This is a genomic window from Christiangramia portivictoriae DSM 23547 (assembly GCF_000423045.1).
Taxonomy (GTDB): Bacteria; Bacteroidota; Bacteroidia; order Flavobacteriales; family Flavobacteriaceae; genus Christiangramia; species Christiangramia portivictoriae.
In genome coordinates, this window is the sequence record NZ_KE383971.1 from 103,830 (window position 1) to 124,782 (window position 20,953).

Here is a 20,953-nt window from a genome sequence, read left to right on the forward strand (position 1 = left end):
CAATAGTCGGCTTAAAATAATTTTAACACTAAAATTCGTAAATTAGCAATCCTTAAAAATTAATCTAAAGAACAAAATATAATATGTCTAAAACAGCGACTTTCGAATTTGACGGAAAGAAATATGAATTTCCCGTTACTGTGGGAACTGAAGATGAAATTGGTATAGATATCAAGAAGCTTCGTGGAGAAGCCGGGCTTATCACATTGGATCCAGGTTTTAAAAATACTGGTAGTTGTGAAAGTGCGATCACCTTCCTTGATGGTGAGAAAGGGGTGCTTAGATATAGAGGGTATGCGATAGAGGATCTGGCTGAAAAGGCTGATTTCCTGGAAGTAGCCTATCTTTTAATATTTGGAGAGCTGCCAAACAAGTCGCAGCTTGACAAATTTACCAAGGATATCAAAGAGCAGTCTCATGTAGACGAAGAGATGAAGAAGATCCTTGATGGTTTTCCTAAATCAGCTCACCCAATGGGCGTTCTTTCGTCCTTGACTAGTGCGCTTATCGCTTTCAATCCATCATCTGTGGATGTTTCTTCAGAAGAAGATATGTATAAGGCAATTGTCAAGATTCTGGGGAAATTCCCGGTTCTTGCAGCCTGGACGTTAAGAAAGAAGAACAGTCTTCCATTGAATTATGGTGACGAAGATCTGGGATATGTGGAGAATCTTCACAAAATGATGTTCGAAAAGCCGAACAAGTCATACGCTGCAGATAAAGCTGTAATCGAAGCACTGGATAAGCTGTTGATCCTTCATGCAGACCACGAGCAGAACTGTTCGACTTCTACTGTAAGAATGGTAGGATCTTCACATGCCGGACTATTTGCTTCAATTTCAGCTGGAATTTCAGCACTTTGGGGACCTCTTCACGGCGGTGCAAATCAGGCGGTGATCGAAATGCTGGAAAAGATCAAGGAAGACGGTGGTGATACGCATAAATTCATGCAAAAAGCGAAAGACAAGGAAGATCCATTCCGTTTGATGGGATTTGGTCACAGGGTTTACAAAAACTTCGATCCACGTGCCAAGATCATTAAGAAATCTGCAGATGAAGTATTAGGTCAGCTTGGTGTACAGGATCCAGTTCTGGACATCGCGAAAGGCCTGGAAAAAGAAGCGCTTGAAGATGATTATTTCGTACAGAGAAAACTGTATCCTAACGTAGATTTCTATTCAGGAATTATATACAGAGCTTTGGGAATCCCGGTAGAGATGTTTACCGTGATGTTTGCATTAGGTAGACTTCCAGGATGGATCGCACAATGGAGAGAAATGAGACTTAGAAAAGAACCAATTGGAAGACCTCGCCAGATTTATATTGGAGAGAACTTAAGAGATTTTAAACCACTTGGAAGTAGATAATATCTGGTTCCATATTTTACGAATACCATAAAAAAGCTTCATGATCGCATGAAGCTTTTTTATATTTGTCAAAACCCTAGCAATGAAATTGCATATATCAAGTGAAACGTCCAGATTACGTGCTGTAGTGCTGGGAACTGCCAGAAGCATTGGACCTATTCCTACTTTGGAGGAAGCTTACGATCCAAAATCTCAGGAACATATTAAGGCTGGAACCTACCCGACAGAAGAGGACATGGTAGCAGAAATGGAGGCTGTAGCCGCTGTTCTGGAGAAATATGATGTTCAGGTGTTCAGGCCTAAAATTATTGAAGACTACAACCAGATCTTTACAAGGGACATCGCATTCGTGATCGACGATAAATTTATCAAATCGAATATCCTGCCAGACAGAGATCAGGAGATTGAAGCGATAGAGCACGTTATGAAACAAATTGATCCGGCAAAGATCATTACTTTGCCTGAAGAAGCTCATATTGAAGGAGGAGACGTAATGCCTATGGGCGATCATATCTTTGTGGGAACCTATAAAGGAGAGGATTACCGCAATTATATTACCGCAAGAACTAATCAACAGGCGGTAGCTGCTTTAGTGAAATTGTTCCCGAATAAAAAAGTGATCAGTTTCAGCTTAAAGAAAAGTAATCACGTCGCCAAAGACAACGCACTGCACCTGGATTGTTGCTTTCAACCCGTTGGTAAAAATAAAGCGATCATTTACAAAGGCGGCTTTCTAATTGAAGAGGAATATAACTGGCTCGTTAATTACTTCGGAAAAAAAAATGTCTACGAGATCACTCGCGATGAAATGTATCATATGAATTCGAATATTTTCTCCATTTCTGAAGATGTAGTGATTTCAGAAAAAGGATTTACACGACTTAATACCTGGCTGAGAGAGCAAGGAATTAAAGTAGAGGAAGTGCCTTATGCTGAAATATCCAAACAGGAAGGATTACTTCGCTGTTCAACCTTACCACTAATTCGCGATTAACTTAAAGCTATGAAACAGATTACAGATACCATTTTAATGGTAAGACCGGTAAACTTCAGAATGAATGAACAAACGGCTGTTAATAATTATTTTCAGAAAAAAGTTGATGCAGATAATGTAAATGCTCTAGCTACCAGAGAGTTTGATGCATTTGTAGATAAGTTAAGGGAGGTTGGAGTGCAAGTGATTGTGGTAGATGATATCAAGGAAGAAGATACACCAGATTCCATTTTCCCAAATAACTGGGTGTCTTTCCATAGCGATGGGGAGATAGCGCTATATCCTATGTTCGCCGAGAACAGGCGTAAGGAGAGACGACTTGAATATTTCTCCAAACTCGAGGAAGCTGGCCTGAAGATCAATAATATTGTAGATTATACTTCAGCTGAAGAAGACGATATTTTCCTTGAAGGAACCGGAAGTCTTATCCTGGACCGGGTTCATCAAAAAGCATATTGTGCCATCTCTCCAAGAGCAGATGAAGATCTGGTAATAGAATTTTGTGAGGATTTCGAGTATACCCCGGTTATTTTCAACGCTTATCAAAGTGTAAATGGTAAGCGACTTCCAATTTATCATACCAATGTGATGATGTGCCTTGCTGAAGAATTCGCGGTGATTTGTCTTGATACCATTGATGACAAAAAGGAGCGTAAGAATGTGGTCAAACACCTTAAGATGGATGGTAAGGATATCATTTCCATAAGTGAGGAACAAATGCATGAGTTCGCCGGGAATATGTTACAGGTTCAGGGTGCAACGGAGAAATATCTCGTAATGAGTGCTCGTGCGCACAGAAGCCTTAACCAGGAACAGTTGCGTAGCATAGAGAAACATTGCAAGATCTTAAGTTCTGAAATCGAGACGATCGAAACCTGTGGTGGAGGTAGTGCTCGCTGTATGATGGCTGAAGTATTCCTGCCTAAAGCCTGAGACTATACCTAATTCTTCCGCAGCAGCTTTCTGCTGAATAAAAAGATGATAATTACGCTTAGAATGGCGAATGGAAGGGAACTGATGATCAGGAATTTTTGCATAGCCGTGAGAACATTGGAATCTGGTTTAGTGTGACCGAGTACAATAATAGCCTCACAAAATATAAGTATCAATACCGCCCATACCAGGCGGTATTTCTTTTTTGGTTCAGGATTTCCTTTATCTGTAAACATACTTAGAACGAAGATGGCTGAATCTACAGAGGTTACCAGGAAGCTAACTAACAATATGATAATGATCAAACTGGAGAAAGCAGGGAAGGGGTAATTTTCGATGAAGATAAAAAGTGAGGTGAATACATTGCCAAATTCGTTGTTATAAGTACTTATCTCTCCAATTAATTCGAATGCTGAAGTACCAAAAACGCTGAACCAGAAAAAACTACCCAGGGATGGAATTAAAAGCACTCCAAAGATTAACTCTCTAATACTTCTGCCTTTTGAGATCCTGGCTATAAAAACACCAGTGAAAGGAGCCCAGGCCAGCCAGAACGCCCAGTAGTAATATGTCCAGTCGGTAAGAAACTGCTTTCCCGGATCCAAATCTCCACTTGCCAGGCTCAGCGGTATAAAATCAAAAACATAATGATAAAGTGACTGGAAGAAATTCAGAATCATTTCCGGGATATTTCCCAGGAAGAAAACGAATAATAGAAGTGTAACGGTAGTATAGATGTTCCAATTGGAAATTCGCTTAATTCCCTTATTTACACCAGCCCAGGCTGAGAAAAAGGCCAGCACGCAGATGACAAGTATCAGGAACAGGTTTGGTAACAAATTGCCTGGATCTTTGGATCGCAAATGACTTATGCCACCTTCAATCTGCGAAGTTCCAAGCCCAATGGCAGCTACAAGACCTATTACCGTGGTAAGAATCGTAAGAATGTCGATGGATTTTCCCCAACGATTCCCCTGAAATACCTGCAAGCTTGAACTTAAACGTATATCCTGTTTTTCTACAAATAAACTAAAGGCTATGATCAACGCGAATAAACCATAAAAGGCCCAGGCAGTAAAGCCCCATTGATAAAAAGTATATTCCAGAGCTATAATCTTTGCTGAAGAACCCGTCTCTATAGGAGGATTCAAATACATATATACCGGTTCCTGAACAGCCCTTAGCAATATGCCGGCTCCCATCCCGGCGCTATACAGCATGGCGATCCAGGATAAACGATCATATTCTGGCGGGGAATTTCCTAATTTTATCTTTCCGATTTTGGACATAGCGATGATAAACAGAAAAAAAACACAACCCAGACCCAGCCACAAATAAAATGTTCCGAAATATTCACGTACCCAGACCGACCCGATTTCGATAGCTTCGTAAAATTGTTCTGTGAAAAGAAGGATAAAAAAGGATCCTATTAATAATATCGTAGCAGAGAGGGTAAGTACCTTGTTTCTGAACAATTCTTTCATAAGACTACTTGAATTTTTAGGATTTTTTTCCGGAAGAACCATAAGCGATCCTGTTGATCATTCCTTCAAAAATAAAGAAATGGAAGGGGTACATCGCATACCAGTATGCGCGTCCCAGAAGTCCCTTAGGTCTGAAAGTCGCATTTTGATGTAGCACATTATTTTCATCGATCCTAAACTCCAGCCAGGCTTCTCCTGGTACTTTCATTTCAGCAAACAACAGCAATCTTTTTTCTTCTTTATCGGCAAGTAGAACTCTCCAGAAGTCCAGGGAATCTCCTGCATGCAGCTTTGTAGCATGGGTTCGCCCCCTGCGGAGTCCAACACCGCCGGCAAGTTTATCCAGGTAACCCCTTATTTTCCAGAGCCAGTTTCCATAGTACCACCCGGTCAAGCCACCAATGGCCCAGACTCTTTCTAAAACTGCGTTAGGATCTTCTATTTGTTTTGATTTTTTATCCTGCATGCATCCGTATTTCGGGATCTGGATATATTTATTCAGTTCACGGCGAAAACGACCGCTGCTCATACTATCCTTCCAGCTCGAGATGACTTCATTTTGTTCGATCTTATAAAAGGCCATTCTTATTGCCTCCTTATATGGAATCAGGTCTACATTTAGAAGTTCCTGTAAACGAGTATCCTTCGTGATTACTTCTACAGACATGCTATCTACCAGGTTCTGTGCGAGCTTATAGGAGGTTGAGGTTACAAAATAGAGCCAGTATGAACTCAATTTTGGAGACATCACGGGAACACGAATAATCCAGAGTTTTAGTTTTCGAACCTCAGCATATTGCAGCATCATTTCCTTATAGGTAAGAATGTCTGGACCACCAATGTCGTAAGACTCATTATAGCAATCTTCGCAGCCTATAACTCTTATCAAGTACTGAATTACATTTCGTATGGCGATGGGTTGAATGCGTGTATCCACCCATTTTGGTGTTACCATCACCGGTAATTTTTCGCAAAGATCTCGGATAATTTCGAAAGATGAACTGCCACTGCCTACGATGATTGCAGCACGTAGCACCGTGACATTATAATCACCTTTATATAGAATTTCTTCAACTGCTTTCCGGGATTTTAAGTGCTTGGATAATTCTTCTTCATTAATAATACCGCTAAGGTAGATCACCTGTTCTACAGAGGTTTCAGCCATCATGGTGTTGAAATTCCTGGCTGCTTTTGCTTCCTTTTTATCGAAATCTGCTGTAGAACCTGTCATCGAGTGAATCAGGTAATAAGCGGCATCGATATTTTGAATGGCTTCAGGAGCTTTAGTGTCTTCAAGATAATCGATCTCAACGATCTCGACCTTTTCCCTAAGTTCCTCGTTGGAAGTGAATCTGTGCTTGTTTCTAACCGCGCATATTACTTCATGGCCCTGTTCAAGTAATTGAGGTAGAAGCCTCATGCCAATATAACCGTTAGCACCGGTAAGTAGTATGCGCATTTCAGAAGTTTGAACTTCAAATTATAAATTAAATCATTATTTTCACCTGAGATTAGTAAAACTTTATTAAATGAATAACGTCCTTAAATTTGTTTTGCTCATTATCGGGATAGGGCTTATTGGCTATGGGGTTTATGATCTTCTAACCCCAGAATTTTCCATTGATGCAGGACCTCTTCAGGTTGAAGCCCATGGCGACCAGACACAGTCATACGCCATGATCGCATTTGGAGTACTTGCTCTTATTGGAGGGCTGGCTTTCGGGAAACGTTAGTTACAGACTTATCGTTTTAAATATGTTTATCACAGATGAGCTGATATACTCCACTCCAATGGCGATCACTATAAAACCTATAATTCTCGAAATCGCATTGATTCCAGATGCGCCGAGCATGGATACTATGTAATGGGAGCTTCTAAGAACCAGTAGTGTCGCTAAACAAACACTAAAAATGGCTCCAACCGCGATCAATTTTTCATTCCAGGTTGCGTATTCTTCATACAAACCAATTAAAAACGAGATGGAACCAGGGCCTGCAAGCATCGGGATGGCTAATGGAGTTAGTGAAACGCCGTCACGCTGGAAGGCATCTTCCTGAACCTTTGGTTTTTCCATCCCTTTGTGTTTTGCAAAGGAACCTGTAAGTAAAGCAAATCCAGACGTAGTGATGATAAGACCACCGGCTATTCTTAAAGAATCCAGGCTTATTCCGAAGAAATTGAGAATATATCTTCCGGTAAAGAAGCTGATTAGCAGGATCACGAATATGTTGATAGCAGTAAGGAGTGAAGTGCGAGAACGTTCAGGTTTCGTATCCTCTTTGGTAAGTCCTACGAAAATTGGAACCGTGCCTAAAGGATTGATAACCGAGAACAGCGCGGCGAAAACATAAATGAATAGCTCCATTGATTTTTTCGGCAAATGTGCATCGATAAACGATTCGCTAGGAAAAATTCAAATCAATTTTAGGTTAAGGAATTGTATCTAAATTTGATTAATATACATTCTTTACAGATCGTCGATTTGCGTAGGTGCATTATCGGTCTTATAATTGATGATCTTTTGAAAGAACTTATGAATGCCTGGTGTGTCTGCTTTCACCTTTATAAAATGATGATCCCGGTAAATACTATATTCTTCGGCTTTACCTTTATAGAGATTTAGTTTATAATACGGGATCACCAGCGCATAGGTCTCAAGAAGTGATCTAAACATCACGATGATACCATTGCCTCGCATTTCAACATTACACACATTCGCATTGTTGTCAAGAATGAGCAGGTTATGTATGTCTATACTACAGGAAGTTATTTGTAGCTTAGGGGAACCGGAGCCACGAAGTTTAACCCGCTCCATTAATGTGAATGGTTTTCCCACCTCGGCATTAATTTTTTCTGAAATTGCCGGCCGGTTGTAAGAGATATTAATTAGCATTTCTTTTTTCCTAAATATAAGGATTTGCGCTCAAAGGCTAGAGACAGGAACTTCAATTCTTTTTATCTTTGCGCACTTAATTGAATACAGAACAGGCTAAAAAGCATTGAAAATGACCATAGAACAAATTCTTGCCGCTAAAGTTAAAGAAGCAGTAATCAAACATTATGAGGTAGAAGCTCCAACCCTAGAGTTCCAGCCAACGCGTAAGGATTTTGAAGGAGACATTACTCTGGTCGTATTTCCAATGCTGAAGCAAATAAAAACCAATCCTGCACAGTTAGCCGAAAATATTGGAAGCTATTTGAAAGCTGAGGTGACTGAAGTGGCAGATTATAATGTAGTCAAGGGATTTCTCAATATCGTTATTAGTGATTCATACTATATCAATTTCTTTAATGAAATAAGGGATCGATCAGATTTTGGGGTGTTACTGCCTCAAAGTGACGCCAGCGGAATCATGATTGAATATAGTTCGCCAAATACCAACAAGCCTTTGCATCTTGGTCATATTCGTAATAATCTTTTAGGATTTTCTGTAGCAGAGATCTTAAAGGCTGCTGGGAATACGGTGCACAAAGTACAGGTGATCAACGATCGTGGAATACATATTTGTAAATCCATGGTAGCCTGGCAGAAATTTGGGGAAGAGGAAACTCCAGAGTCTACTGGATTGAAAGGTGATAAACTGGTTGGAAATTATTACGTGAAATTCGACCAGGAATACAAGAAAGAGATTGCGTTATTAAAAGAGCAGGGAAAATCTGAAGATGAAGCTAAGGCAGAAGCTCCAATATTTGTCGAGGCCCAGGAGATGTTGCGAAAATGGGAAGCGAACGATCCCGAGGTTGTGAAATTATGGTCAACCATGAACCAATGGGTATACGATGGTTTTGAAAAGACCTACGACGCTCTGGGTGTCGATTTCGATAAGAACTACTATGAAAGTGAAACCTATCTTTTAGGTAAAGATAACGTGATGAAAGGCTTGGAAGATGGAGTTTTCTATCAGAAGGCAGACGGAAGTGTCTGGATCGATCTAAGTGATGAAGGCCTGGATGAGAAGATCGTACTTCGAAGCGATGGAACGGCAGTGTATATGACCCAGGATATAGGGACGGCCATCCAGAGGTTTGCAGATTTTGATATCAACCAGATGGTTTACACTGTAGGAAACGAACAGGAATATCATTTTAAAGTATTGTTTCTTATTCTGAAAAAACTAGGTTATGACTGGGCAGCTGCATTATATCACCTGAGTTATGGAATGGTGGATCTTCCAAGTGGGAAAATGAAAAGCCGTGAGGGAACCGTGGTAGATGCAGATGACCTCATTAAAGAAATGACCGAAACAGCTCGTACTATTTCTGAAGAACTTGGAAAACTTGAAGGCTATTCAGATTCAGAAAAAGAAGAGCTTTATAGAATCATTGGTCTTGGAGCGCTCAAATATTATATTCTGAAGGTGGATCCCCGAAAAAGAATTCTTTTCAATCCTGAAGAATCTGTAGATTTCCAGGGGAATACAGGTCCATTTATTCAGTACACCTATGCAAGAATTCAGTCCATTCTGAGGAAAGCCGAATTCGATACTACAGCGGCGCTTTCAGAAGAATTTAAATTTCATGAGAAGGAAAAGGAATTGATCAAGCAATTGCAATTATTCCCGGAAACCATCGGGCTGGCAGCAGAGAACCATTCACCGGCTTTAATTGCAAATTATACGTATGAACTGGTGAAATCTTTCAATTCGTTCTACCAGAATGTACAGATACTTGGTATTGATGACGAGGCCGAAAAAGTTTTCAGGGTGCAACTTTCAGGAGTTGTGGCCAACGTGATCAAATCGGCTTTTAAGTTACTTGGAATTGAGGTTCCAGAACGTATGTAATGGAGATGATGTAGCCACGATATTTAAGAAGATGGACTTTATACTTCAGCTTCAAATCATTAAATTTGCAATTCGCTGCCAGTCAGCAAGAGAATAAAACCACAGGAAAAATTATGTTTGATAATTTAAGCGATAAGTTAGATAATGCCTTTCACGTTCTAAAAGGACACGGGCAGATCACCGAGATAAATGTTGCGGAAAGCCTTAAAGAGGTTAGACGAGCTTTAGTTGATGCCGATGTAAACTACAAGATTGCCAAGGAATTCACCAGTACGGTGAAAGAAAAGGCTATGGGGCAGGATGTACTAAAGACATTGAAGCCAGGCCAGTTAATGGTAAAACTTGTAAAAGACGAGTTGACCGAACTAATGGGCGGTGAAGCTGCAGGAATCAATCTAAGCGGTAATCCATCAGTGATCCTGATGTCTGGTTTACAGGGTAGTGGTAAAACTACTTTCTCTGGAAAACTTGCAAACTTCCTTAAAAATAAAAAGACTAAAAAGCCTTTACTGGTAGCCTGTGATGTATACCGTCCTGCGGCGATCAACCAGTTACATGTAGTTGGAGAGCAGATTGGGGTTGAGGTATTTTCAGATGAAGGTAACCAGGATCCAGTGGCAATCTCACAGGCCGCTATAGCCTATGCTAAAGAGAATGGTCATAATGTGGTAATTATTGATACCGCGGGTCGACTTGCTGTGGATGAAGCGATGATGACCGAGATCTCGAACATTCATAAAGCGATCGAACCTCAGGAGACTTTGTTCGTGGTAGATTCCATGACAGGTCAGGATGCTGTAAATACGGCAAAAACCTTCAATGATCGCCTTAATTTTGATGGTGTTATTCTTACCAAACTGGATGGTGATACTCGTGGTGGTGCGGCAATTTCCATTAAATCTGTTGTAAACAAGCCAATCAAATTTATTGGTACCGGTGAAAAAATGGATGCGATCGATATTTTCTATCCTTCGCGTATGGCAGACAGGATCCTTGGAATGGGTGATGTTGTCTCGCTTGTAGAAAGAGCTCAGGAGCAATATGATGAAGAAGAAGCGAGAAAACTTCAAAAGAAAATTGCCAAAAATAAATTCGGTTTTGATGATTTCCTGAATCAGCTTCAGCAGATCAAGAAAATGGGATCCATGAAAGATCTTTTGGGAATGATCCCTGGAGCTGGAAAGATGCTGAAGGATGTAGATATAGACGATGACGCTTTCAAAGGCATTGAAGCGATCATACATTCAATGACTCCACTGGAAAGAAGTGAGCCAAAGGTGATTAACGCCAGTCGAAAGAAAAGAATTGCAAAAGGATCTGGTACAACGGTGCAGGAAGTAAATCAATTACTTAAGCAATTTAACCAGATGGGCAAGATGATGAAAATGATGCAAGGCGGCGGAGGCCGAAAAATGATGCAAATGATGAAGGGAATGAATTAATTCCCTTTTTTTAATACAACGCAAACACAACACACAATGACAATACTCGATGGTAAACAGGTTAGTAACGATATCAAAAATGAGATCGCTGCTGAAGTTGCCAAACTCAAATCTCGTGGGGATAAGGTTCCACATCTGGCTGCGATCATCGTAGGGAAGGATGGTGCTAGTTTAACTTATGTAAACAGCAAGGTTAAGGCTTGTGAACGAGTGGGATTTCAATCTTCACTTTACCGAATGCCGCATACCGTAAGCGAGATCGAGCTACTGGACAAGATTCAGGAGCTTAATGAAAATGATGATATTGATGGTTTTATCGTGCAGCTTCCATTGCCTCCACAAATAGACACGCAAAAGGTTTTGAATGCCGTGGATCCAGATAAGGATGTAGATGGTTTCCATCCCACGAACTTTGGGAAGATGGCACTGGATATGACCACCTTTATCCCTGCAACGCCTTTTGGAATACTGGAACTTCTGGAGCGTTATGACATTCCTACCAAAGGGAAGCATACGGTGGTGATTGGAAGAAGTTATATCGTGGGAAGGCCTATGAGCATTTTAATGGGGCGTAGTGGTTTCCCTGGAAATTCCACGGTAACCTTAACTCATGAGTTCACAAAAAATATTACCCAGGTGACGTCGCAGGCAGATATTATTATTATCGCCGTAGGAATTCCAGATTTTCTGAAAGCTGAAATGATCAAGGATGATGCGGTCATAATTGATGTGGGAATCACCAGGGTGCCTGATGATAATACTGAAAAGGGATACGTGATTAAAGGCGATGTGGACTTTGAAAATGTAAGCAAACGAGCTTCACATATTACACCTGTTCCAGGTGGAGTGGGGCCAATGACGGTTTCGATGTTATTGAAGAATACGCTTCTTGCCAGAGAAAGGCATAAAAAAAGAGCCGATATTAAATCTTTAGAACGATAAAAAAAAGAGGGAATTTGATTCCCTCTTTTTTTTTTAAGCCTGTTCTTCAATTTTCCAGTCCAGATAATTATGGAGATCAGATTCTATAAATCGTAGTCCAAAAGTGATGATCGCCAGGTCATCGATATACCCAAGGCCTGGAATGAAGTCTGGAATGATATCCAGAGGATTCAGAATGTACAGGAAAGAAAAGGCAATGGTAGCGATGGTAAACCAGGGCACCTTGTTATAGATTCCTTTCCTGTAATCCTTCAGCATCCCATACATTAGTTTCGCAAGTTCGCTGTATTTCTGTAATAAGCCTGAGTTATTGATCTTATCATCAACCTTATCCTGGTTATCCATTGCAATACTTACATCATTATCGTCGATCTTGGTTACTTCAGTTTTAAAGTAATCTTCATCTATTTTTTTCTTAAGGTTTTCAAACATAGGTTCTTTTTTAAGTTATAATCGGTGGTGAGCATTTCCATACTCTTTTTTGTAGATCTTCAGAATTAATAAGAATAAGGATACCAGTAATGGTCCAAAAATCAGCCCTATAAATCCAAATAAGGGAACTCCTACGATCACTCCAAAAAGGGTGATCAATGGATGTACACTGGCAAGTTTTTCAAGGACATAAAGTCTAATGATATTATCTGTGGAACCCACCACGACTAGGCCATAGATGAGCAATGCAATAGCTTGAAAATCATTTCCCTGTGCAAATAGTAGAATGACCGCGGGCAGAACTCCTATAGCGGTTCCTATGAATGGGATCATGGAGCCTATTGCTGTGATAACGAACCAGAAAAAAGGATCTGGCACTCCAAATATCAGGTATCCTATAAGTGCGATCACGCCCTGTACGATTGCTACAAGCGGTATCCCCAATGCATTGCTTCTAACCAGCTGGTCACTTTCATCGCCTATCACGCGTATATTATCTTTTCCTAACGGAATATAGTCGATCAGGGAATGTCGCATCTCTTTTTGATTGATGAGCATATAATACAGCATAAAGTACATGATCCCTATGGCAATAAAAGCGTCAAAAGTTCCACCGGCAAGATTCTGCAGATTGGAGGAAAGCCATCCGGTTACGGCAGAGGTGTCTATGCTTTCACTTATGTTGTAACCGATGTATTCCTCGGCATTATTTAATTGATCTTTCAATGCGCTGAGTACCCTTTCAGAATTGGCAACTGCCTTACCAATCTTACTGGTTAGCATAATAGCTATCAATGTAACCGGGACCAGGATGCCTATAATGCTTCCAGTCATAAGAAGTCCGGCGGCAAGGGCTGGTTTCCATCCACGTGTTACCAGTTTTTTCTGCCAGCCTTTCATGATCACATAAAGGGTCACCGCACCAAGAACTCCAGAAAGATAGGGCACTACCTCACGGAATATCAATACCGACAAAAACAGTATCAATAGTAATACAAATATTTGCCGTACAAGTGACGGTTTCAGTCTATCCATTGGCCTGGTTGATAAGTGAAAGTTCTATGTTGCAAATAACTGGCTCATATCCTTGAATGCTTTGAATTCCAATGCATTTCCGCAGGGATCTTTGAAAAACATGGTAGCCTGTTCTCCTGGTTTTCCTTCAAACCTGATATAAGGTTCTATGACAAAATCGACATTTTTTCTTTTTAACAAACCGGCAAATTCATGAAAAACATCCCATTGCAATACAACCCCAAAATGAGGGACCGGAACTTCCTTGCCATCTACAGGATTGGAAGTTGAGTTCGGCGTTTCCTTTGGGTCCTGGTAATGTATGACGAGCTGATGTCCAAAAAAATTGAAATCTACCCAGTGATCACTACTTCGACCTTCTCCACAACCTAAGGTTTCTTTATAAAATTTTCTGCAAGATTCCAGGTTGGATACCGGGATCGCTAAATGAAATGGCTGTACTTTCATAGAATTAAGATTGGTTGGTTCTAAAAAATGAACTCTAAGGGTTCATGACTTAAAATTAACAAGAACTACCAATATTGCTACATAGAACAGCCTAATTCTGTGTTAAGATTTGGAGATTCTAGGACGCTTTTTTTTCTCGTGTTGTCCTTGTTCAAGAATGGAGCCTTCTTCAGTTTTTGTAGATTCTCCTGTAAGTCTATTGATCGTGTCCAGCTCTTCTCTAGTAAGATCACGCCATTGGCCTACTGGAAGATCCAGGGAAACATTCATGATTCTTACTCTTTTTAAGGAGGTCACCTCATAGTCTAAATATTCGCACATGCGACGAATTTGTCTGTTCAAACCTTGTGTAAGAATGATCCTGAAAGTATGTCTTCCGAGTTTTTCCACTTCGCATTCCCGGGTCACTGTATCCAGAATAGGAATGCCCGAAGACATTTTTTGAATAAATTCTGAAGTAATTGGTTTGTTTACCGAGACCACATACTCTTTCTCGTGATTGTTTCGCGCCCGCAGAATCTTGTTGACGATATCCCCGTCATTGGTAAGGAAAATAAGGCCTTCACTCGGTTTGTCCAATCGGCCTATGGGAAATATTCGTTTTGGGTAATTAATATAATCTACAATATTGTCTTTTTCCACTCGGGTATCTGTAGTGCAAACGATACCAACAGGCTTATTAAAAGCTATATAAACATTTGGTTCTTTAAGCTCGGCTTTGGAGACAGGTTCTCCATTCACTTTTACCACATCGCCCGGTTTTACCTTGGTCCCCATTTCTGGGACTTTATCATTGATCGTGATACGGCCCTGGTCAATCAACTTGTCTGCCTCTCTGCGGGAGCAATATCCTAACTGACTCAAATACTTATTAATTCGAACTTCCTCTGCCATGTTACAAAGATAAGGATAGAATTTGGACGCCAGAATTTGTAAAAAAATAAAATTTTTAAAAGCTCAGGCAACCTTTTGTAACTTTCTCTCGTCTATATAATAGAAGGCCTTTTGAAAATGGTAAAAGTAATACAGCTTTTTAAGAACGAATCCTCTCTTATCAAAAGAGCGAGTGCTGGTAGCAGGGATGCCCAGAAGCAGATCTATGAAAAGCACGCTTCAAAAATGTTAAGCGTTTGCCGGCAGTATATAAAGGATCTGCATCATGCCGAGGATACAATGTTGAAGGGTTTCATGAAAGTATTTACTCACCTGGATTCTTTTAAGGAAGAAGGTAGTTTTGAAGGCTGGATCAGGAAGATCATGGTTCGGGAAAGTATCAGTTTTTTAAGGCAGTTCAAAGAGATGGAATTTCAGGAAGATGCGGAGTTTGGAAACGAAGTGGCGAATAATATTAATTCTGAAATGGACGTGGCAGACATACAATCACTTATAGATAGTCTGCCTGAAGGTTATAAAGCAGTATTTGTCATGTATGCCGTAGAAGGTTACAGGCATCATGAAATTGCTGAAATGCTGGAAATAAGCGAAGGGACCTCAAAATCCCAGCTGTTCAAAGCTCGCAAGATGCTACAGCAAAAAATCAAAAACAATAATACATCTAGTTATGGCGCCAATTAAATTTGAAGAACATATCAGGGAAAAACTGGATAGCCGGGAGATCAGTCCGTCAGCTGGAAGTTGGAATAAACTTAGCGAACAATTAGATAAAAAGGAAAGCTCGGGAAAGAATAATAGATGGTGGATCTCCTCAATAGCTGCAATTTTTGTGCTTGCGCTCTGCGGAATCATCTACCTGAACATGCATAGCAATGTCAAAAATACTATAGTGAACACTCCGGAAATTCAGAATCCTTCTAAAAATACCGTCGATGAATTTGAGGATCCGGTGCAGGTGGCAGAGCAGCAACAAACTGAAGAACCGCGAGCTCAGCAGGCATCAAAGCCAGAGTATAAGAAAGATCCAGTTTCCGAAGATGTAAGAGTTAGTCCCAACAACAAAGAGCAGATAGCTTCAGTCACAATAGTAAAATCGGTCGAGCCAGAGCCATTAGAAATAATATCGCCATTTACCTTACAGGATTTGAAAATTTCCGAAGAAGTGAATAAAGTACTGGCAGAGGTTTCAAGGCTTGAATCTGAAAATGGAGAGGTTAGCGATCCAGAAGTGGAAGCATTGTTAAATAATGCGATTGCTAATCTTCAAAATGAAAACATCAGGAAGTCTGGCGAAATTTCAGCAGATGCTTTGCTGGCAGATGTGGAAGCTGAAGTTTATGAGTCATTTAAAGAGAAAGTATTTGAACTGGTGAAAACCGGTTATCAGAAAGCAGCAGTCGCTGTTTCAAATAAACTTGATCATTCCGAAGAAAAATAAGTATCCCTAAGAGGGTCATTCATCAATCAATAACTAAATACCAAACATCATGAAATCATTACTCATTACAATCGCATTATGCATTCTTAGTTTTAGTCCGTGTGACGCACAAACCGTGGAAATTACAAATGGGAACAAGATCGAAGTTCTAAAGAAACAGCGCGAAAACATCATCAAACAGGAGAAGGACGAACTCAAGGCAGAAGTAGAAGCTATCAATGAGCGACTTGATAACGAAGAAATTTCTATGCAGGAAGCCGATAAGCTGAAAGAGGAAGCTGCTAAGAAACATGCGCTGAATATCGAAAATCGTCTGGCTATCCTTGATAATAAAATCGCGCTTCTGGAAAGAAACGAGGAATCTAAAGTTGAAAGTGACAAAACATTCGTTTTCTCCTGGAAAGATGAAGACGATAAAGAAGATCCTGATTACGAGGACAAAAGAACCACGTCCACTTTGATGGTCGCAGCAGGATTTAATAATGCACTTTTGGACGGGCAATCCCTCAATGATTCAGATTTTAAAATTGGCGGGAGTCGGTTTTTCGAAATTGGTTGGGTGTGGAATACGAGAGTTTTCGAAGAATCGAACTGGTTAAGGCTTAAATACGGAGTTTCATTTCAGTTCAACGGACTCAAACCTACAGATAACAGATTCCTGGTTGACAACGATGGAATCACAGAATTGCGGGAATTTGAATATGACCTGAACAAGTCAAAATTCAGAATGGATAACCTGGTCATCCCGGTGCATTTTGAGTTTGGACCTTCAAAGAAAATTGACCATGACGGAGATTATACATTTTCAACCTATAAAAAATTTAAAGTTGGTCTTGGAGGGTATACCGGTTTCAGTTTAGGTGAAAGACAGAAACTTAAATATAAAGAAGATGGGGACAGAACCAAGGAAAAATTAAAATCTGATTACAACACCAATGATTTTATATATGGATTGAGTGCCTATGTAGGATGGGGAAATACTTCGCTCTACGCAAAATATGATCTAAACCCGATCTTTGAAGATCCAAACCCGGAGTTAAATAATGTCTCACTTGGAATTCGTTTCGATCTTGATTAATTAGCCAATATAGTTTAGTTTTGCGGGGCTTTAAATTTGAGTAATCATTTTTGAAGCTCTTTCTTTTTTGAAGCCTTTTCATTTTGTATTTTTCCATTAAATAGTTGTGAAAATTTGATCTCCAGAACCACCATAGATAATGTTTTTGAAACCGCCCGTGTAGAGGAGGTGATTGGGGATTTTGTACAATTGAAGAAGTCTGGTAGTAATTTAAAAGGGCTTAGTCCTTTTACAGACGAACGTTCTCCAAGTTTTATGGTATCCCCGGTGAAACAGATCTGGAAAGATTTTAGTAGCGGAAAAGGAGGAAATGTAGTGGCGTTTTTAATGGAGCACGAACACTTCAATTACCCTGAAGCGATCAAGTATCTCGCAAAGAAGTACGGTATTGAGGTAGAGGAAACGCAGCAAACCGATGAACAGAAAGAGCTAGCCGATGAGCGCGAAAGTATGTACCTGGTTTCAGAATATGCCAGTAAATATTTTCAGACGCAAATGCATAAGACCGATGAAGGTCAGGCAATAGGTCTAAGCTACTTTAAAGAACGCGGCTTTACTTCTGAAACTATTAAAAAGTTTGATCTGGGATACTCTCCAGATGAATGGGATGCTTTCACGAAAAACGCACTCGGTGATGGATACAAACTGGAATTTCTGGAAAAGACGGGTCTGAGTATTGTGAAGGATGAGAAGACATTCGACCGTTTTAAGGGAAGAGTCATGTTTCCCATCCAATCAATGTCTGGACGGGTTCTTGGCTTTGGAGGAAGAATCCTCGGGAACACCAAGAAAGCAGCTAAATACCTCAATTCTCCGGAAAGTGATATTTACCATAAGAGTAAAGTGCTTTACGGGATTTATCACGCCAAGCAATCTATTGCCAAAGAAGATAATTGTTACCTCGTTGAAGGGTATACCGATGTCATACAGTTTCACCAAAGTGGTATCGAAAACACAGTATCCTCGTCTGGAACGGCATTGACCTCAGAGCAGATCAGGTTAATTAACAGGTTGACCAGGAATATCACTGTGTTGTTTGATGGCGATGCTGCGGGAACCAGGGCATCTATGCGAGGAATCGATCTTATTCTGGAGCAGGGCATGAACGTGAAGGTTTGTCCGTTTCCAGAAGGTGAGGATCCGGATAGTTTTGCCCGCTCACATTCTGAAGCTGAACTTGAGGAATTTCTCAAAGAAAATTCATACGATTTTATTACCTATAAGGCCTCTCTCCTCATGGATGAGGCTAAGAATGATCCGGTGAAAAAGGCAGATCTCATTAGAGACATGGTACAGAGTATTGCGAAAATTCCAGATAATATCCAGAAGGAAGTTTATTTGCAGGAATGCTCCAGGATCATGGATATTTCTGAAGATGTTTTATACGCCACTTTAGCTCAACTGGAGAAGAAGGACGGTAAGACTCCGTCCAGGTCTGAGAAGAAACCGATGCAGGTGGTTCGAAATGAAGAAACTACGCCGGTAAAGAAAATAGATCAGCTATATATACTGGAGCGAAAAATTATAAGTCTGCTGGTTCTCTACGGAAGGCAGGAAGGTGAATTTCACGATGTTATTTTAAAACATAATGATCAGGGTGAGCCGGTGTATGAATCTGAAGTGCAGGAGGCCAAGGTATTCGAAAAAATTTACCTCGATCTTCAGGAAGATGAAATTGAATTTACCAATAAGGATTTCAGAGAATTATTCTCATTATTGATAGAGAAGCTTAATTCTGAAGATGAATTTGGAGTGGAAATGATCATTAATGACCTTGAGAAATCTCAGGCTGTTGAACTCACAGATATCCTAATGGAAGATGAGCAGTATGAGCTTCATGATTGGGAACGTCATGACATTCCTGTTAAAAGTAAAACTCAGGGAGTTGCCCAATTCGTAACGCAGACTATACTATCATTACGTAGATTTCTTGTTGGTCGTAAGATCAACGAACTCATGGAAGAAATTCGCGAAGTATCCTCAGAAGAGGAGCGCACTGAAAAAATTCAGGATATTATGAGCTATACCAGTTTAAGTACGATTCTATCCGATCGCCTGGGCAGGGTTATGTAGTATTAAGCTGTAATAATCTGGATTGCGTGATAAGATCTGCTACATTGTCCACTTTCAATTTCTTCAGTAACCTGGTTTTATAAGTGCTCACCGTCTTTTCGTTAATGTCCAGCGCCTCAGCAATATCCTTATTTCTTTTTCCGGAAGAAAGCAGATTTAATACTTCCGTTTCGCGGGTAGAAAGCTTCTTGAATTTTGTAATCAAACTCTTACCTCTGGTGATACCGGAATTCAGTTTTTCTGTGATCTTGCGATTTAAGTAGATCCCACCTCGTGCAACCTGGTAAATTGCCTTCTCCAGAGTCTCACTATCTGTATGCTTGGAAATATAACCAGCAGCTCCTGCTTTGATCGCACTTAGAGCATACATTTCTTCAGGATGTGAACTGAAAATTAGTGTTTTTACTTCTGGAAATTCCTGCTTGATCCTTCTAATGGCGTTGATACCGTTGATTTGCGGAAGATCCAGTTCCACGATCAAAACTTCGGGAGCGTTCTTTTCTAACTGACTGAACAACTGGGTGCCACTGCTTACTCTGCCTGTAACCTGAAGTGCCGGATTGTTCTGAAGTACGCATTTGATCCCTTCAAAAATAATTGGATGATGGTCTGCAATTAATACTCGATACATGATTCTAAGTTAAAAACAAGTCCGGGGGTAACTCGTTGAGTTTGGTTTCTTTAACCTAAAAATACTGCTTTGACCACTGTTATGGGAAATCAGCTACATATATTCGACAAGATGATTATTTCAATAGATGAACGGGTATGTCGCAAACCGGAATCGGAACCATCTTATGTGTATTCGCAGCATTCAAACGCGAATATATCTGGAAGACTTCCAGCTGCCTGCCCTCAAAATCTTCAGCGGCTTTTCCAGCTTCTTTTTGAGACATAGCCCATTCCAGTTCATCATAGGAAGCTCCTAACTGGTCCTCATCACTTCGGCTATCACCAAATAATCCGTCTGTGGGAGCTGCGGTCATGATGTCTTCAATAATATTCAGATATTTTCCAAGGGCGTATACTTCACTTTTCATGAGATCGGCAATTGGGCTAAGGTCCACACCACCATCCCCGTATTTTGTATAGAATCCAACTCCAAAATCCTCTACTTTATTTCCAGTTCCGGCAACAAGATATTTATGTAAACCGGCAAAATAATATAAGGTGGTCATTCGCAGCCTTGCTCTTGAATTTGCCAGAGTAAGATCAAGGGAAGGAGATTTTCTTTCCTGCGGCATTGCAGATTTAAACTGTTCAAAAACCGGGGTAAGATTTACTTCTAGGTTGCTCACGTTCGCAAAATTATGTTCCAGCTCACTAATATGCTTTCTTGCGCGGGTAACCTGGCTGCTGGCCTGGTGAATTGGCATTTCCAGGCATAGAGTAGGCATTCCTGTTTTGGCGCAAAGTGTTGAGGTTACAGCTGAATCTATACCGCCGCTCACGCCAACTACAAATCCGTTCATATTCGCTTTAGTAGCGTATTCTTTTAACCAGTTTATGATATGATCTGCGACTTTTTCGGTTTGCATAATGTTGGGTGATTTAATTAGTAAGTAATACCTTTGCCTCACAAATCTAACACTAAAAGCCAATTTTTAAA

Annotated in this window: 21 protein-coding genes; 11 read left to right on the top strand and 10 right to left on the bottom strand. The window is 40.4% G+C overall.

The window, feature by feature from the left end:
- Positions 1–83 precede the first annotated feature (83 nt).
- From G529_RS0108800 to ctlX, 3 genes are all read left to right on the top strand, one after another.
- Positions 84–1,367 carry a citrate synthase gene (locus G529_RS0108800; protein WP_026915173.1) on the top strand — a complete coding sequence of 428 codons (1,284 nt, stop codon included), beginning with the start codon at positions 84–86 and terminating at the stop codon, positions 1,365–1,367.
- Positions 1,368–1,449: 82 nt separating this feature from the next.
- Positions 1,450–2,361, top strand: coding sequence for a dimethylarginine dimethylaminohydrolase family protein (locus G529_RS0108805; RefSeq protein ID WP_026915174.1), 912 nt, complete (start codon positions 1,450–1,452; stop codon positions 2,359–2,361).
- Between the two features lie 9 nt (positions 2,362–2,370).
- Entirely contained in the window at positions 2,371–3,294 is a 924-nt protein-coding gene (gene ctlX / locus G529_RS0108810) for a citrulline utilization hydrolase CtlX (protein ID WP_026915175.1), read from the top strand.
- Positions 3,295–3,302: 8 nt separating this feature from the next.
- On the opposite strand, the gene G529_RS0108815 is transcribed toward ctlX, so the two are convergent.
- Both G529_RS0108815 and G529_RS0108820 read right to left on the bottom strand, forming a co-directional pair.
- Positions 3,303–4,778: a BCCT family transporter gene (locus G529_RS0108815; protein WP_026915176.1), complete on the bottom strand. Its 1,476-nt coding sequence runs from the start codon at positions 4,776–4,778 to the stop codon at positions 3,303–3,305.
- A 16-nt stretch (positions 4,779–4,794) separates the two neighbouring features.
- A complete protein-coding gene (locus G529_RS0108820) occupies positions 4,795–6,237 on the bottom strand; it encodes an SDR family oxidoreductase (protein WP_026915177.1) in 1,443 nt (480 codons plus the stop codon).
- 70 nt (positions 6,238–6,307) lie between these two features.
- Here G529_RS0108820 and G529_RS0108825 point away from each other — a divergent pair, with 70 nt between their 5' ends.
- Positions 6,308–6,511, top strand: a complete 204-nt coding sequence (locus G529_RS0108825) for a hypothetical protein (protein ID WP_026915178.1) — start codon at positions 6,308–6,310, stop codon at positions 6,509–6,511.
- Here G529_RS0108825 and G529_RS0108830 read toward each other — a convergent pair whose 3' ends face one another.
- Together G529_RS0108830 and G529_RS0108835 are read right to left on the bottom strand one after the other, a co-directional pair.
- The gene (locus G529_RS0108830) at positions 6,512–7,144 is read right to left on the bottom strand and encodes a MarC family NAAT transporter (RefSeq protein ID WP_026915179.1); all 633 of its coding nucleotides are present in this window, start codon (positions 7,142–7,144) and stop codon (positions 6,512–6,514) included.
- 102 nt (positions 7,145–7,246) lie between these two features.
- Positions 7,247–7,672 (bottom strand): hypothetical protein, encoded by a 426-nt coding sequence (locus tag G529_RS0108835; RefSeq protein WP_026915180.1) that lies wholly within the window; start codon positions 7,670–7,672, stop codon positions 7,247–7,249.
- A gap of 112 nt (positions 7,673–7,784) precedes the next feature.
- Between G529_RS0108835 and argS the strand changes: the two genes are divergently transcribed.
- The 3 genes from argS (at position 7,785) to G529_RS0108850 (ending at position 11,947) form a co-directional block, all read left to right on the top strand.
- Positions 7,785–9,563 carry an arginine--tRNA ligase gene (gene argS / locus G529_RS0108840; protein ID WP_026915181.1) on the top strand — a complete coding sequence of 593 codons (1,779 nt, stop codon included), beginning with the start codon at positions 7,785–7,787 and terminating at the stop codon, positions 9,561–9,563.
- Between the two features lie 113 nt (positions 9,564–9,676).
- Positions 9,677–11,005, top strand: coding sequence for a signal recognition particle protein (gene ffh / locus G529_RS0108845; RefSeq protein WP_026915182.1), 1,329 nt, complete (start codon positions 9,677–9,679; stop codon positions 11,003–11,005).
- 36 nt (positions 11,006–11,041) lie between these two features.
- Positions 11,042–11,947, top strand: coding sequence for a bifunctional 5,10-methylenetetrahydrofolate dehydrogenase/5,10-methenyltetrahydrofolate cyclohydrolase (locus G529_RS0108850; protein WP_026915183.1), 906 nt, complete (start codon positions 11,042–11,044; stop codon positions 11,945–11,947).
- A gap of 33 nt (positions 11,948–11,980) precedes the next feature.
- On the opposite strand, the gene G529_RS0108855 is transcribed toward G529_RS0108850, so the two are convergent.
- The 4 genes from G529_RS0108855 to rluF form a co-directional block, all read right to left on the bottom strand.
- Positions 11,981–12,379, bottom strand: a complete 399-nt coding sequence (locus G529_RS0108855) for a YkvA family protein (protein ID WP_026915184.1) — start codon at positions 12,377–12,379, stop codon at positions 11,981–11,983.
- 15 nt (positions 12,380–12,394) lie between these two features.
- Positions 12,395–13,414 (bottom strand): AI-2E family transporter, encoded by a 1,020-nt coding sequence (locus G529_RS0108860; RefSeq protein WP_026915185.1) that lies wholly within the window; start codon positions 13,412–13,414, stop codon positions 12,395–12,397.
- 24 nt (positions 13,415–13,438) lie between these two features.
- Positions 13,439–13,861, bottom strand: a complete 423-nt coding sequence (locus G529_RS16525) for a VOC family protein (RefSeq protein ID WP_026915186.1) — start codon at positions 13,859–13,861, stop codon at positions 13,439–13,441.
- A gap of 102 nt (positions 13,862–13,963) precedes the next feature.
- Complete coding sequence (gene rluF, locus G529_RS0108870) at positions 13,964–14,755, bottom strand: 23S rRNA pseudouridine(2604) synthase RluF (protein WP_026915187.1); 792 nt, start codon at positions 14,753–14,755, stop codon at positions 13,964–13,966.
- A 117-nt stretch (positions 14,756–14,872) separates the two neighbouring features.
- Here rluF and G529_RS0108875 point away from each other — a divergent pair, with 117 nt between their 5' ends.
- The 4 genes from G529_RS0108875 (at position 14,873) to dnaG (ending at position 19,344) form a co-directional block, all read left to right on the top strand.
- The gene (locus G529_RS0108875) at positions 14,873–15,436 is read left to right on the top strand and encodes an RNA polymerase sigma factor (RefSeq protein WP_026915188.1); all 564 of its coding nucleotides are present in this window, start codon (positions 14,873–14,875) and stop codon (positions 15,434–15,436) included.
- Positions 15,423–16,193: a hypothetical protein gene (locus G529_RS0108880; protein WP_026915189.1), complete on the top strand. Its 771-nt coding sequence runs from the start codon at positions 15,423–15,425 to the stop codon at positions 16,191–16,193. The genes G529_RS0108875 and G529_RS0108880 overlap by 14 nt, the downstream gene beginning before the upstream one ends.
- A gap of 49 nt (positions 16,194–16,242) precedes the next feature.
- On the top strand, positions 16,243–17,271 hold the full coding sequence (locus tag G529_RS0108885) for a hypothetical protein (RefSeq protein ID WP_026915190.1): 1,029 nt from the start codon (positions 16,243–16,245) through the stop codon (positions 17,269–17,271).
- Positions 17,272–17,385: 114 nt separating this feature from the next.
- Positions 17,386–19,344, top strand: coding sequence for a DNA primase (dnaG, locus tag G529_RS0108890; RefSeq protein WP_026915191.1), 1,959 nt, complete (start codon positions 17,386–17,388; stop codon positions 19,342–19,344).
- Here the strand turns inward: dnaG and G529_RS0108895 are convergent.
- Both G529_RS0108895 and nadE read right to left on the bottom strand, forming a co-directional pair.
- The gene (locus G529_RS0108895) at positions 19,337–19,975 is read right to left on the bottom strand and encodes a response regulator (protein WP_026915192.1); all 639 of its coding nucleotides are present in this window, start codon (positions 19,973–19,975) and stop codon (positions 19,337–19,339) included. The two genes, dnaG and G529_RS0108895, sit on opposite strands and share 8 nt — an antisense overlap.
- 115 nt (positions 19,976–20,090) lie before the next feature.
- Positions 20,091–20,882 (bottom strand): NAD(+) synthase, encoded by a 792-nt coding sequence (gene nadE, locus G529_RS0108900; protein ID WP_026915193.1) that lies wholly within the window; start codon positions 20,880–20,882, stop codon positions 20,091–20,093.
- Positions 20,883–20,953 lie beyond the last annotated feature (71 nt).

Excerpts from the sequence above, each read along its gene's own strand:
- G529_RS0108800 (WP_026915173.1), top strand. The coding sequence starts at position 84 with ATGTCTAAAACAGCGACTTTCGAATTTGACGGAAAGAAATATGAATTT.
- G529_RS0108805 (WP_026915174.1), top strand. The coding sequence starts at position 1,450 with ATGAAATTGCATATATCAAGTGAAACGTCCAGATTACGTGCTGTAGTG.
- ctlX (WP_026915175.1), top strand. The coding sequence starts at position 2,371 with ATGAAACAGATTACAGATACCATTTTAATGGTAAGACCGGTAAACTTC.
- G529_RS0108815 (WP_026915176.1), bottom strand. The coding sequence starts at position 4,778 with ATGAAAGAATTGTTCAGAAACAAGGTACTTACCCTCTCTGCTACGATA.
- G529_RS0108820 (WP_026915177.1), bottom strand. The coding sequence starts at position 6,237 with ATGCGCATACTACTTACCGGTGCTAACGGTTATATTGGCATGAGGCTT.
- G529_RS0108825 (WP_026915178.1), top strand. The coding sequence starts at position 6,308 with ATGAATAACGTCCTTAAATTTGTTTTGCTCATTATCGGGATAGGGCTT.
- G529_RS0108830 (WP_026915179.1), bottom strand. The coding sequence starts at position 7,144 with ATGGAGCTATTCATTTATGTTTTCGCCGCGCTGTTCTCGGTTATCAAT.
- G529_RS0108835 (WP_026915180.1), bottom strand. The coding sequence starts at position 7,672 with ATGCTAATTAATATCTCTTACAACCGGCCGGCAATTTCAGAAAAAATT.
- argS (WP_026915181.1), top strand. The coding sequence starts at position 7,785 with ATGACCATAGAACAAATTCTTGCCGCTAAAGTTAAAGAAGCAGTAATC.
- ffh (WP_026915182.1), top strand. The coding sequence starts at position 9,677 with ATGTTTGATAATTTAAGCGATAAGTTAGATAATGCCTTTCACGTTCTA.
- G529_RS0108850 (WP_026915183.1), top strand. The coding sequence starts at position 11,042 with ATGACAATACTCGATGGTAAACAGGTTAGTAACGATATCAAAAATGAG.
- G529_RS0108855 (WP_026915184.1), bottom strand. The coding sequence starts at position 12,379 with ATGTTTGAAAACCTTAAGAAAAAAATAGATGAAGATTACTTTAAAACT.
- G529_RS0108860 (WP_026915185.1), bottom strand. The coding sequence starts at position 13,414 with ATGGATAGACTGAAACCGTCACTTGTACGGCAAATATTTGTATTACTA.
- G529_RS16525 (WP_026915186.1), bottom strand. The coding sequence starts at position 13,861 with ATGAAAGTACAGCCATTTCATTTAGCGATCCCGGTATCCAACCTGGAA.
- rluF (WP_026915187.1), bottom strand. The coding sequence starts at position 14,755 with ATGGCAGAGGAAGTTCGAATTAATAAGTATTTGAGTCAGTTAGGATAT.
- G529_RS0108875 (WP_026915188.1), top strand. The coding sequence starts at position 14,873 with ATGGTAAAAGTAATACAGCTTTTTAAGAACGAATCCTCTCTTATCAAA.
- G529_RS0108880 (WP_026915189.1), top strand. The coding sequence starts at position 15,423 with ATGGCGCCAATTAAATTTGAAGAACATATCAGGGAAAAACTGGATAGC.
- G529_RS0108885 (WP_026915190.1), top strand. The coding sequence starts at position 16,243 with ATGAAATCATTACTCATTACAATCGCATTATGCATTCTTAGTTTTAGT.
- G529_RS0108895 (WP_026915192.1), bottom strand. The coding sequence starts at position 19,975 with ATGTATCGAGTATTAATTGCAGACCATCATCCAATTATTTTTGAAGGG.
- nadE (WP_026915193.1), bottom strand. The coding sequence starts at position 20,882 with ATGCAAACCGAAAAAGTCGCAGATCATATCATAAACTGGTTAAAAGAA.